At 35.4% G+C, this 13,162-nt stretch carries 11 protein-coding genes; 3 read left to right on the top strand and 8 right to left on the bottom strand.

All coding sequences use genetic code 11. The features are described from left to right. Positions 1–53: 53 nt before the first annotated feature. On the top strand, positions 54–257 hold the full coding sequence (locus tag C568_RS0121830; protein ID WP_018767239.1) for a hypothetical protein: 204 nt from the start codon (positions 54–56) through the stop codon (positions 255–257). Between the two features lie 183 nt (positions 258–440). On the opposite strand, the gene C568_RS0121825 is transcribed toward C568_RS0121830, so the two are convergent. Both C568_RS0121825 and C568_RS0121820 read right to left on the bottom strand, forming a co-directional pair. After that, positions 441–1,862: an amino acid permease gene (locus C568_RS0121825; RefSeq protein ID WP_006093337.1), complete on the bottom strand. Its 1,422-nt coding sequence runs from the start codon at positions 1,860–1,862 to the stop codon at positions 441–443. Positions 1,863–2,093: 231 nt separating this feature from the next. Continuing rightward, positions 2,094–2,348 (bottom strand): hypothetical protein, encoded by a 255-nt coding sequence (locus tag C568_RS0121820; RefSeq protein ID WP_006093339.1) that lies wholly within the window; start codon positions 2,346–2,348, stop codon positions 2,094–2,096. A 281-nt stretch (positions 2,349–2,629) separates the two neighbouring features. Here C568_RS0121820 and C568_RS0121815 point away from each other — a divergent pair, with 281 nt between their 5' ends. Then, on the top strand, positions 2,630–4,045 hold the full coding sequence (locus C568_RS0121815) for a sigma-54 interaction domain-containing protein (protein ID WP_006093340.1): 1,416 nt from the start codon (positions 2,630–2,632) through the stop codon (positions 4,043–4,045). 64 nt (positions 4,046–4,109) lie between these two features. On the opposite strand, the gene truA is transcribed toward C568_RS0121815, so the two are convergent. Together truA and C568_RS0121805 are read right to left on the bottom strand one after the other, a co-directional pair. Continuing rightward, positions 4,110–4,847: a tRNA pseudouridine(38-40) synthase TruA gene (gene truA / locus C568_RS0121810; RefSeq protein WP_006093342.1), complete on the bottom strand. Its 738-nt coding sequence runs from the start codon at positions 4,845–4,847 to the stop codon at positions 4,110–4,112. Positions 4,848–5,080: 233 nt separating this feature from the next. Next, complete coding sequence (locus C568_RS0121805) at positions 5,081–5,932, bottom strand: DnaD domain-containing protein (protein WP_018782715.1); 852 nt, start codon at positions 5,930–5,932, stop codon at positions 5,081–5,083. A 408-nt stretch (positions 5,933–6,340) separates the two neighbouring features. On the opposite strand from C568_RS0121805, the gene C568_RS0121795 reads away from it, so the two are divergent. Further along, positions 6,341–7,789: a L,D-transpeptidase family protein gene (locus C568_RS0121795; protein ID WP_006093344.1), complete on the top strand. Its 1,449-nt coding sequence runs from the start codon at positions 6,341–6,343 to the stop codon at positions 7,787–7,789. A 234-nt stretch (positions 7,790–8,023) separates the two neighbouring features. Here C568_RS0121795 and C568_RS0121785 read toward each other — a convergent pair whose 3' ends face one another. From C568_RS0121785 to pdaA, 4 genes are all read right to left on the bottom strand, one after another. Beyond that, entirely contained in the window at positions 8,024–9,502 is a 1,479-nt protein-coding gene (locus tag C568_RS0121785; RefSeq protein WP_033794569.1) for a WD40/YVTN/BNR-like repeat-containing protein, read from the bottom strand. A 442-nt stretch (positions 9,503–9,944) separates the two neighbouring features. Beyond that, a complete protein-coding gene (gene rlmD, locus C568_RS0121780) occupies positions 9,945–11,330 on the bottom strand; it encodes a 23S rRNA (uracil(1939)-C(5))-methyltransferase RlmD (RefSeq protein WP_018782712.1) in 1,386 nt (461 codons plus the stop codon). A gap of 10 nt (positions 11,331–11,340) precedes the next feature. Beyond that, positions 11,341–12,204: a DNA-3-methyladenine glycosylase family protein gene (locus C568_RS0121775; RefSeq protein ID WP_016112958.1), complete on the bottom strand. Its 864-nt coding sequence runs from the start codon at positions 12,202–12,204 to the stop codon at positions 11,341–11,343. A 59-nt stretch (positions 12,205–12,263) separates the two neighbouring features. Beyond that, positions 12,264–13,046 (bottom strand): delta-lactam-biosynthetic de-N-acetylase, encoded by a 783-nt coding sequence (gene pdaA / locus C568_RS0121770; protein WP_018782711.1) that lies wholly within the window; start codon positions 13,044–13,046, stop codon positions 12,264–12,266. Positions 13,047–13,162: the final 116 nt, after the last annotated feature.

The raw sequence follows: 13,162 nt of genomic DNA, 5'->3' as shown, positions 1-13,162 counted from the left end.
GGGAAATTTTATGTTATAATTTAATTATAAATTTATAAAAAGGGGCTAAGTTGATGATAAAAGATAAACGACTGAAACGCTTATATTATCTGTACCTTTTCCCTGCAATCCTATGCATGATGTTTTTTCTCAACAGCGACATGAATAGCCTTCCTTATGCACAGCTACTCGGGACAGTTAGCGGTTGTATCGCAGCGATTATGCTTGCTGCTTTTTGGACTGTTAAACTACAAATCAAAAAAGATCAATCCTCTTAGTCTACATGTATTTTATAAAAAACGAGCTATCTGGTAGATTAGCTCGTTTTTTTGATTTTCATTTCAATACTAATGATATCCTGTCATTCTCTACATATAACATAAAGCTGTGATTATGTACCTACGGTTGATTTTTTTATAACACTATTACTCATCTACATAAAAATCAAACCTAAAATTCCATCATAAACTTTTTACTTCTACTGTGTCCTTCTTTTCAATGTGTTCCATTGATTTTTTCTTATTTTTTGTAACACGGTAAAACAGTAAACAAACAATCATAAATGGAACACCACAATACAATGCCATACGTTGATCTGGAATAAAAGCCATGCCCACAATTACAGTCATATTTAATCCGAAACAAAGAAGCGGCACAAACGGATACAACGGCGTTTTAAATTTCAAATCCTTAATATCCCCGCCTTGCTTTACGTACATTCTTCTACTAAGAAAATTTGATAAACCAATCGATGCCCAGACTAGTATTCCACCGAATCCTGCAATAGAAAGAAGCCATAAATAAACTGTATCCTCTGCATATATACCAGATAATAAAGAAAGACAACCAAAAATTGTACTTGTAAGTAATGCATAAATAGGAACACCGTTTTTAGATAACTTCCCAAAAATTGGACTAATCATCCCTTGCTTCGACATAGACCAAAGCATACGAGAAGTTGCATATAAGCCCGAATTTGCTACTGATAACACCGCTGTAATAATAACAAAGTTCATAATATCTGCGGCATACGGAATCCCAATTTTATCAAATACAACTACGAATGGACTTTCTACTAATCCCGCTTTTTCCCATGGGAATAACCCAGCGAGTATGAACATAGAAAGTATAAAGAAAATGAATATACGCCAAGCTGTATTTCTAATTGCTTTCGGAATGGTTTTCTCCGGGTTTTCACTCTCACCGGCCGTAATCCCAACAATCTCGGTCCCCTGAAAGGAGAAATTAACGGCAATCATGGTAATTAGAATCGCTTTCAGTCCATTCGGGAACAGTCCCCCGTGATCAGTAAAGTTTGAAAGCATCGGTGCTGCGTCATTTCCTTTCATATGTAAAAATCCAAACATCGCTGCCCCGCCTAAAATAATAAATGCAATAATTGTAATTACTTTAATGCCGGCAATCCAAAACTCAACCTCTGCAAAACTCCGTGAGGATAATGCATTAATCGAAAAAAGAAGGACTGCAAACACGACGCACCATATCCAAGATGGTACATGCGGAAACCAGCGCTTCATTAAAATACTTACTGCAATCAACTCAATCCCTATCGTAGCAGCCCAGTTTAACCATGACATCCAACCAACTACATAACCTACCGCAGGCGAAATATACTTTGTAGCATACATTTGATAAGATCCTGCATTCGGCATAGCAACAGCTAACTCTCCAAGACAAAGCATCGTTAAATACATAACAAAGCTCCCAACAAGATACGCTACAATCGCACCGCCTGGCCCTGCTTCATGAATTGTATAACCTGATCCTAAGAAAAGACCTGTGCCAATAACCCCTCCAAGTGCAATCATAAATATGTGTCGACTTTTTAGCTCTCGCTTTAACTCCTGATTTTGCTTTTCCATATGAGCCCCCCTAGCAGAAATGTAAACGCTTTAAAAAATAATATAAAAAAATAAAGTGCATACTCATGATTACGATAGAATTGTAACAAGAGGGAGATTTTTCAAAAGAAAATCTCCCAATCCAAGGAAATACCTATCATACGATAAATAGTTGCTACTAAAATTTTTTATAATTTTCCACAATTGTTTAAAAGATCCTTAGAAAACGGTACATCATCCAGAAGGACTATATTAATCACTTCCTGTAATCAATAAATCATCCCTGACTGTTATTAATAATGTTTTCTCCGTGATAACTTGTCCTTCTTCTACTTCTAGCAATTCCACATAACCGCTGATTCCCACTTTAACTTCTACTTTCCGTTCATCCATCGTTTCAATTAAAGCTAATTTCTCCCACTCATATACGTAGGAACTTTCATTAATAAATAATTTTGCAACTCTGCCATAGCAAGGGCTGTACACGTTTTCTATTACTGTTTTCATCTTTTAAACCCCTCTTTCTTATTAAGTGCGCATGTAACTCTTTTCCCCCACCTCCAAATTTATAAGATTCAACTACTATTCATGCAAGATATATACCAACCTAATTTCTTACTTAGGATTAAGAGATAGTACTGAAAAAATCTGAATTCCACGCAATATCTTTCTTCTCTTTTAAAGATTTTTCACCTTAAACATGCAAATTTTTTTTGCATACTCGCAAAAATTTTATTAAAATTAAGAAAAATCAGTCTTCATAGGGTATAACAAGGAGAAGATGAAACATGTATACAGAAGAAATCAATTTCAAAAAATTAGTTAAAATGAATATGCTATATGAAACTTTACTGAATGAAATTGATATTGGCATTCATATGATTAACGAAGAAGGTAAGACGATCATTTATAACCGCAAAATGATGGCGATTGAATCAATGGATCATAAAGATGTACTATATAAAAATCTTTTAGAAGTATTTGCTTTTGAAGAAAACCAGAATAGTACTCTTATAGAGGCATTAACACTTGGCAAAGCAAAGAAAAATATAAAACAGACTTATTTTAATAATAGGGGGCAAGAGATTACAACGATTAATGACACCTTCCCTATAGTGAAGAATGGAAAAATCAAGGGCGCTGTTGAAATCGTAAAAGAATTTCCTCCATTAAGGCAAACGAGTAAAGGGCGCGCGATTCGAGGGCATCATACGAAATTTACCTTCAATCATATAATAGGTAATTCAGGCGCGATTCAATCGGTTATTACAGAAGCAAAAAAAGTAACGCGTACCTCTTCCTCTATACTGATTGTGGGAGAAACAGGAACTGGAAAAGAACTATTTGCACAAAGTATTCATAATAAAAGTCAACGTGCTGGAAAACCTTTTATCTCACAAAATTGTGCTGCCATTCCTGAAACTTTAATGGAAAGCTTATTATTCGGTACGAATAAAGGAGCGTTTACAGGCGCAATCGATAAACCAGGCTTATTTGAAGAAGCACATGGTGGAACTTTATTGTTAGATGAAATTAACTCGCTAAGCCCTGCACTTCAGGCTAAATTATTGCGGGCAATACAAGATAAAACAATACGAAGAATCGGCGGATCACAAGAAAAAGAAGTCGACGTTCGAATCATAGCTACCATTAATGAAGATCCGATTGAAGCTATCACGCATAATCGCCTGCGAAAAGATTTATATTACAGACTAAGCGTCGTTACTTTATTTCTCCCACCTTTAAGACAGCGGAAAGAAGACATCTTACCGCTTCTTCATAGCTTTATTGAAAAATATAATATGCAGTTTGGTTTACGAGTACAAGGTGTGGATGACAGCGTAATAAATTTCTTCTATAAACACGATTGGCCCGGCAATATACGCGAATTAGAGCACATAATTGAAGGGGCTATGAACTTAATTGAAGATGAGGACGTTATTACAACATCCCATATCCCAGCTCGTTTTTATGAGCTAACAAAAAACGAATCCCCTATTCAACCTCCTCTAGCTAGATGGGAAACAGATAAATTAGATCATACATCGAAAACTTTAAAGAACACAATAAAAGAAATGGAAAGAGAATATATTATTCAAATGCTTAAAGAACATAATGGAAATATCTCGCAAGCCGCAAAATACTTAGGATTAAGTAGACAAAACTTGCAATATCGATTAAAAAAGTATGGGCTAAATACGTAATCATAGAATGTTCTATAAGCATAAAAAATAAAGGCCGTTCCGAAAGGACGGTCTTTATTTTTCCCTAAAAATCAACCTTCTCCAAATACAATCCACTCGCATCCGCAAGACAATTAATTTGATTTCGTTGTTTCGCTTCTAAAATTTGTGGGATCACTTCAGCATCTAACTGACCTAATCCAACTTCTACTAATGCTCCAACGATTTTTCTCACCATATTGTGAAGAAATCCATTTCCGTTCACTCTAATTTGGATGAAACCTTCACTTTCCACGACATCGAGCATATATATTTCACGAACCATAGATTTCTTTTTAGATTTAGCATTAGAAAAAGCAGTAAAATCATGTGAACCAATTAAATATTGCGCTGCTTTTTGCATGTTTTCAATATTTAACTTTTTCCCAACATGCATGCTGTATTTACGCATAAATGGATTTGTATGTTCCTCATTCCAAATTTTATATAAATACGTTTTCGCTTTTGAGTTGTAGCGAGCGTGGAAGCGTTCTGAGATTAACTCTACATCAGTAATACTAATATCGTTTGGTAAGTATTGATTTAAATACTTTTTAACTTTAAGTTCTGGTAAATTCTCATCAATCTTAAAATTAGCTACTTGGTGAAGAGCATGTACACCAGCATCTGTTCTGCTGCAGCCAATAATTTCGATTTCTCTTCCGGTCATTTCTGATAATACACTTTCGATTTTCCCTTGAATCGTATTATCATTATTTCCAAGACGTTGCCAACCTTTATAGCGGCCTCCGTCATATTGAATTGTTAATTTGTAGTTGTTCATTGTTTTCTGCTATTAAAAACATAGACATTTTCCTATTCATGTTTTTATTAACAGACTCACCGCCTTTCTTTTTCCGTTACATAAAACAAAAATTTTAAGCATTCTATGATGTTTTTCGTAATCTTCTTTTCATAGTAACACAAGACAGCTGATTAGGCGTCTACTTCTGCCAATGTATTATGCGCATAGACCACACATATTAAATCAATAATGTATAATCTCCCTTTTCTAGTTCACGGGCGCCACCCATGTTCCTGCAAGAACTTCTGTAGCTCTTCTTCAGACGGTACGTTTTTCTCCCATTCTTCACAATCATTTAGAAATTTCTCAGTATCATGGGCAACAGACGGTTCCTTCTTCCGAAACCTCACTGCTGCTTCCTCTACTTCACTAAGCCTCGTATATCCTTTTTCATGCCAGTCCCGTAAAATGCCCTTCACATAAGCAAGCGTCCGCTTGTTATTTTCATAGGCAATCTGGAGTGCTTTCAATACAAGTTCATCTGACAGATCATCCATCCACGCATTCAGTTCCTCCATCGTATGCGGTGACAAGCTGTCAAAGTTTTGTTCATAAAACGTGAATACATTACCTCCCGAATCAATTTCCCCATCTGTTTCACAGCTTTCGGCATCATCTTGAGGAACAGCTTGAGACTCTTCAACCGGCATGCCAAAATGCTCCAATAACAGCGGAATGCTCAGCCCTTCCTCCAAACATTTTTGAAGAAACATATGTAAAAACTTTTTGCTTTTCACAGTCTTTAGCTCACGCAAAACACATTTCTCGATGTTCGTGTTCGTAACTAGGTTATAGCGCACCCAGTTCTGGATGTATAGCTCCTTCGTTTCTGCATCATATAATATTTTTCCATAGTCAATGAACCGCTGCAGTAGCTTCTCAACAGTCTCCCGGTTATAACCTGTTTCCATCTCCGCCAAACGCTTCGGTAACGGATAAATGCCGCATTGCGTCGTTTTAGAGCATGTCAGCAAGTATATGTAAAAGTATCGTTCCTCCGGCGTTAAGTCCAATACAAAATCATCCTGCCAAAAATCCACCTGTACATTCCGGTATACTGCCATATTGATTCCTCCCATCTTTTGCGGCACATAGGAAATTGCCGTTTCCTTAATAGATATAAGGACGAATGAGGAAATTTGGCAATTTGATTTTAAAAAAATGACTAATACGGTTTTATTTCTTTTAGGATGATTCTTGTAGTAGTAGTTTTTTTTTGTTTTTGTAATGATTTATTACTTGTAAGGGGCTTGGGATGGGCTTGCAAGGGCATTGTAAGGGACTATTCATTGTGAATCAAAAGAATTTAGCTATCCTTTTGATATCTCACTCTATTAAAAAAATACAAATTCAACCAATTCAATGCGATAAAATCTAGTCAAAAATAATGAAATTTTAAGAATAATAAGGTACACTAGTCAATGGTTTTAGTTTAAAATCGGTTGACGTTGATGTATACGGAGGAATAGTTTATGAACAACAACACAATAAATGAATCAGTTGAAGAAGTTGATAGAAAACGAGTAAACTCAAGCAAGCGTTTTAAAAATTGGAAGTTTATCACAGCAGGTGGCGTCGTTACAATTGCACTTCTAATTGGGGGAATGAGTTATTATCAGGCAACTCGTTTCAATTCACAGGTTACGATTAATGACACAAAAGTCGGCGGTCTGACTGCTGATCAGGCACTAAAGAAATTAAAAACATCTGGATTAGAAAACAAAGTCTATGTCGGCCAACAACAAATTTTAGATGAAAAAGATACGCAAACGGAACTTACGGAAGAAGATTTGCCTAAAGTTAAGAAACTATTAAAAGGCCAGTGGACATTTTTCCCTTCCTCAAAGGAAAAGGATTATTCGTTGCTACCAGAAAAGGCGGATCAGTATCGAAGCGAAACGATGAAAAAACTTGTAGAAGAAAAACTCATATCTATGAATAAAAGTTTAAAAGCGCCTCAAGATGCTATGGCGAAGCTCGAACAGGGCAAAGTTGTTATCTCAAAAAGCATTGACGGAAAACAGTATGATGTTGCTAGTCTATTAAAGGATTACGACAAGCAGAAATATAAAAGTGAAATCCATCTGAATCCTGTATACATACAGCCTATTAAGGAAAACGATTCGATTGTCAAAAAAGAAGAACAAGCGCTACAGGATCTTCTTCAACAAACCATTGATTATAAGGTACAAAATGAAGTTTACTCTTTAAAAGCTAAAGATTTAATTCAAAATGCCTCTATGTCAAAGGATATGAAAGTTACAATCGACGCGAGCGACATTAAGAACAAGATTGCTGAAATTAATAATTCTAAATCAACATTAAATAAAGACTTCGCATTTAAAACCCATTCTGGTTCGGTCATATCAGTAAAAGGACAAGGCTATGGCTGGGCAATACATATTGAAAAAGAAGCAAAACGAATCCAAGAAGCCTTCGAAAAAGGGGAAAAATCGCTTTCCGCTTCTAATATTTACGGAAATGGCTGGAATAATGAAGGCATCGGTTATGAAACAACAGCGAATAATGGCATTGGAGACACGTATGCGGAAGTGTCTATTGCAGAACAGCAAATTTGGATTTACAAAAATGGAAAATTGGAAGTCACAACGAATGTAGTAACTGGTAAACATAGCACGAGTGAAGATACATCACCAGGTGTGTGGTATGTACTCTATAAACGATCACCGTACACACTCAAAGGTAGCGCAGTAGGTAAACCCGATTATTCCGTTAATGTAGATTACTGGGCTCCGTTCACAAATGGCGGACAAGGATTCCACGATGCCGGCTGGCGGACAAACTGGGCCAATAATGCCTATTTAACGGGAGGATCGGGCGGATGTGTTAACCTTCCTCCTAGTGTTGCGAAAACTGTGTATGATAATCTCAGCACTTATGAACCGGTTGTCGTGTACTAGCGAATAGCAGTATCTCAAGTATTTTCTTTATAAAAACAAAGAAGCAGGAAATCCTAAGTGATTTTCTGCTTCTTTGTTTTTATTATTTATGCTCCGCATTTCTCCTGTGCAGGGTGGAAAACAGTTGTATACTTATATTCAACTGCCATAAAAACCCATTTGCTTATGGTATTGTTCACTGTTGCACCTGCAACGGAGGCCATTTTATTTATTCACCTTTAGTACTAACTCTAACTATTTTTCAACTTCCTTTATATATTCCCATGTTTCTCCTTTATCTTTTGATTGATAAAGTGCGCTACTATCACCATTATAATCTCCATCTGCTCCTTGTCCAACTAACATATTAAAAACTCCATCTTTCTCATAAGGCATACCAGGAGAATCAAAAGGACTTATTATAGACTGTGTATGATCTAATTTCACTTCATGAGGTGTATAATTTATCTTTTTAAAAGATACGCCCCCATCATCTGTACGATATAGCTCTCCGTTAGTACCAGAAGGACGGATTGCTCCTAAAAATCCAAGTTTATCATTTATGAAAGTTATTCCTGATACACTACCAATTCCTCCGATGAATGGGTCTGTATTTATAACCTCCCATGTTTTACCTCCATCAATAGTCTTGCTTAGTGAATAAAAAGCACTACCTAATGCTTTTTCTGTCATATTTAGTTTATAACCAACTTCTTTTGATAGGAAAAACTGTTCCTTGCTATTAGTTAAATCTTGTTGCTTCTCTTTAGAACTCTTTTGATTTGGTTTAGTATTTAGTTTACTCCAATTCGGGTCACCTATTAAGTTATATCTAGCAGGTACTAACTCTTTCTCTTTTCCAGGGACAAATATAGATACAGTATATCCAATGATTTCAGAAGTTGCTTCTTCAAGTTTATGCTCCTTACCATCCTCATTAATATTAATAATTCCCTCCGTATTGTACCCCCAATTCCTTTTCCCGTAATAAATCAATCCATACTTACCTTCATTCCACTTACTAACTGTTCGCTTAACTGGAATAGCCTTAACCGTTTTAATTAAAGGTTCTACTAGCTTATCATCATCATAATCAGGATTTGCATATCCATTTCGTATTATAGTAATGTCTTGTGACTTTTTTTTATTATAAGTTATTAAGTAAGTTTCCTCTTTTCCATCAGCATTTTTCCCATAAACAAATGTATCAAACGCTGTGATTGTTCCATCTGAATGAAATGTAAGATCAAAATCAGTTGCCATATATAATTTCTTTGGCAAAGTATATTTTTTATTTATGTCTTCAAAAATACCTTCTACCCCATATTCATATATATTATTATGTTTAAATTTAACTGACCTTTCATGTTTTAACCTTTCTATAAACCATGCAAGCTTGCCTCCATAATTTGTTGCACTTTTATAAATCTGTACTCCATAAAATGATGTGATTACCACAATAATGATAATAGAAATATATTTCCATGCAGTTAAATTAGTTAATTTTTTAGATTCATATTCTCTATCTTTTATCATTTTCATTGTAGTAAATGTAATTATAGATATAAAAAATACTATACATAATAATAAAATATAAATATTATAATTCATTCTTCCATACGTACAGAATGAAGCTAACTCATAACAAAAAATCCAGTATCCAATTATTAATATTGGATTTGTTAATAATGATATAAGTATCCTTTTTGCGTTTTGCTTAAGTATAAAAATCACTCCTAATTAAATTGATTATATTTATCTATATTGAGTATACTTTGTTTTACCAAATATTTGTATAATCCTTTGATCATCATATTATTTACTTACATACGAATTAAAGTTAAAGTAATCGGAATTTATATAGGAATTAAAAACAAATAAAAAAGCACTCCATCATGCAAAGATCAGTGCTAATTTCTATTAACATTATTCCAATAGACGTAAACCAAAAATTCACTGTACTCATATCGCAGATGCATTCGCTCAAATAAGTGTTCTAAGGCTGTTTAGTGATGACAAACAAAGCATTACATCAGGTTTTCATCTAAAATAAACAATTCATTTTTTAATTCAAATCACTATCCGTTACTTATGATACGATTCAGCGTAATTCATCCTGAATAAAAATTAGGCCTTATCGATTTTTCGATAAGACCTATCTCTCACTGCTACACCTTTAATTTTCTTTTCTAACAAGCCTTACCACATTTTCCACATGCGCCGTATGTGGGAACATATCAACCGGTTGTACATATTCCACTTCATAACTCTTCATTAATGCTTTCACATCACGCGCTAATGATGAAGGGTTGCAAGAAACATAAACAACTTGCTTTGGTTGTACTTTTAAAATTGTTTCAAGTAACTTATCGTCACAACCTGTACGCGGTGGATCAACCACGATTACATCTGGACGCCAGCCTTCTTTCACCCATTTTGGTAGCCATTGTTCTGCCTTTCCAGCTTCGTACTTTGTATTTGTAAATCCGTGACGTTTCGCATTTTCCTTTGCATCTTCAATCGCTTCTGGAATGACATCCATACCGCGCACTTCTGCTGCATCATTTGCTAGCCAAAGCCCAATTGTACCAACGCCACAATATGCATCAACGATTTTTTCTTTTCCTGTTAACGCAGCGGCTTTTTTCGCTTCGTTGTAAAGGACAACAGTTTGTTCTGGATTCAACTGGAAGAATGCACGTGCTGATAATTCAAATGATAAATCACCGAGTGTTTCTTGAATGACTTCTTTTCCAGCTAAGTTGAATGTTTTGTCACCGAAAATAACAGATGTTTTACGCCAGTTCACATTTTGCATAATCGATTTGACTGTTGGCATCTGTTTTTGTACTTCTGCGATAAATTGCTCTTTATTTGGTAATTCTTCTTTTGTTGTAATTAATGTGACTTGTACTTCCCCTGTTTGAACTGCAGCACGTGTCACAATTGTACGCACTAGACCTTTTTGTTTTTTCTCGTTGTAAATAGAAATGTTCAATTTTTCTAATATACGTCGTACAACTTTTGTCGCTTCGTTTGTTGCTTTATGCTGAATCATGCAGTGAGAAATATCAATTAATTGATGTGAGTTCTGTTTATATAATCCTGTAATCACTTTTTCATCTTTACGTCCTACTTGTAATTGACTTTTATTACGATAATGCCATGGGTTTCCCATACCAAGTGTTGGACGAATGTCAGCTTCCATGCTTCCGTTCATATACTTTTCAAAGGCTTGTACCACAATATCTCGCTTTTGATTCAACTGTTCTTTATAATCTAAATGCTGCAATTGACAACCACCGCATTCATCATATACTGGGCATGGCGGTTTTACGCGATGCGGTGATGCTTTACGAATTTTTTTCACTTTCGCTTCAGCAAAGCCACGCTGAATTTTCGTTGTTTCCGCAACAACTTCTTCTCCTGGTAATGCCCCTGGAATGAAAACAACTTGTCTCTTAAAATAACCAACGCCTTCTCCGTTAATCCCTAGACGCTTAATTGTCACAGGAAACGTTTGACCAACTTCCAACTTACTCTCATGTTGCTTTTGTACCATTATTACACCTCTACTCTATACTTTTCCATAAATACAACGCTGCATAACTGCAGTATGGTTCACACTCTTGTTTCATTTTTTCTAAAAATGCATCATCTGGTTTATTCTCTAATTGAAATATACCTTGAAGTGCACGCTGAATCCCAATATCTGCTTTTGGGAACATATTTTTCCGTCCGAGCCCAAACAATAAAAAGTTTTGCACCGTCCATGCACCAATACCTCGTACTGGTAACAATTGTGCTGCTACTACTTCTTCTGTTTGTTTTTCTAGCTCCACTAAATTTAGCTTACCTTCCACAATATGTTTTGCTAGTCCTACCATATATTCAGCTTTTCGTTGACTAAATTTCTGATTTCTGAGCTCTTCTATTGAAATATTCGCTACCCTTTCTGGTGTTGGGAAAAAGAAAACGCCATTCTTCTCTGTTCCATATCGCTTTACAAATTGTTCTGTAAGAGAAGTAGCAAATTTCAAATGAACTTGTTGATGAATAATACAACGAAGAAGACAAGCAAAGTAATCAAACTCTAAAACAAGTGGTGTATAGGCATATGTTTCAAAAAGTGGACGTAATGATGTGTTTCTAAAATGGGTTTGTATATCTTGAAAAGATTCATTCCATTGAAAAATGGAATAGATGCGTTTCATAACCTTCTCTTGTTCACCTGTCTGACTTGAAACCCAAAATTGTGGGTTTTGAAGCGTACCAATTCCTTGTACGCGGACAACAATTTGTTCTTCATCCATAAGAAGTGGGACATAAACTATTTTCTCTTCTAATTGAACAACATTGAGTGGATCAAAAGACAAACGCCTGAGTACCTCTTCAAAATGGTACGAATCCTTTAACGTAACATGTTCGCTCCACATACGTTTCCCCATCCTTTTTACACATCATTATAGCATGAGAAAACCGTAAGCATACATGCTTACGGCTGATTGCTTTTTACTAAATCATCCAGGCTTTTAAAATGATACCCTTTCTCGCGCAAATCATCAATGATTTTCGCAAGCGCTTCTGCATTATCTTTTGATATAGCATGAAGTAATATAATGGATCCTGGATGAATCATATTCATTACATTATTATGAGCATATTGCCATCCTCTTTGCTGATCTACTTTCCAATCTAAAAATGCAAGCGACCAAAATACGTTATAATATCCCATTTCTTTCGCAAGAGCTAGCGTACGCTCACTAAAAATCCCACGCGGAGGACGTACATATTTCACTTCTTTTTGTCCGGTTACTTTTTTAATTTCATCCGTTACACTTTGTAATTCTTCACGAAGTTTCTCATCATTTACAGTTGTAAAATCAGGATGGCTTCGAGAGTGGTTTCCAATAATGTGACCTTCATTTTTCATTCTTAATAATAACTCTTTTTGCGTCTTTATATAATGACCCGTTACAAAAAATGTTGCTGGCACTTTCTTTTCTTTTAGTACATCCAAAATTTTTCCAGTATATCCATTTTCATATCCATTATCAAATGTTAAATATATATCTTTTTTCTTCGGGTCTCCTAAATAAAAACCACCATTACCCCGGAGTAGGTCAGTAAATTTTTCCCCTGCATCTGGCGGGATCTCATTTTTTGCTCGCGGAATCCCCCAGTGATTTGGTGCGTTCGTATACGCGAAAGCAGAAACTGGAACAAGTGTCATTATAATTGAAAAAATGAGACCTATATATAACCATCTATGCTTCATAAATAGTCTCCTTTCCATATATCATCGTACCTGTAGTTTCTGTTTTCAATATTCCTTTCATTCTAAACAAGTTTTTCTATATGTACCAAAAAATGCACCTCGAATGATTCGAGATG

The sequence above is a fragment of the Bacillus sp. 95MFCvi2.1 genome (assembly GCF_000374965.1).
Taxonomy (GTDB): domain Bacteria; phylum Bacillota; class Bacilli; order Bacillales; family Bacillaceae_G; genus Bacillus_A; species Bacillus_A pseudomycoides.
The sequence above is the reverse complement of the archived record's forward strand: the minus strand, read 5'-3'. Positions and strand labels throughout refer to the sequence as shown.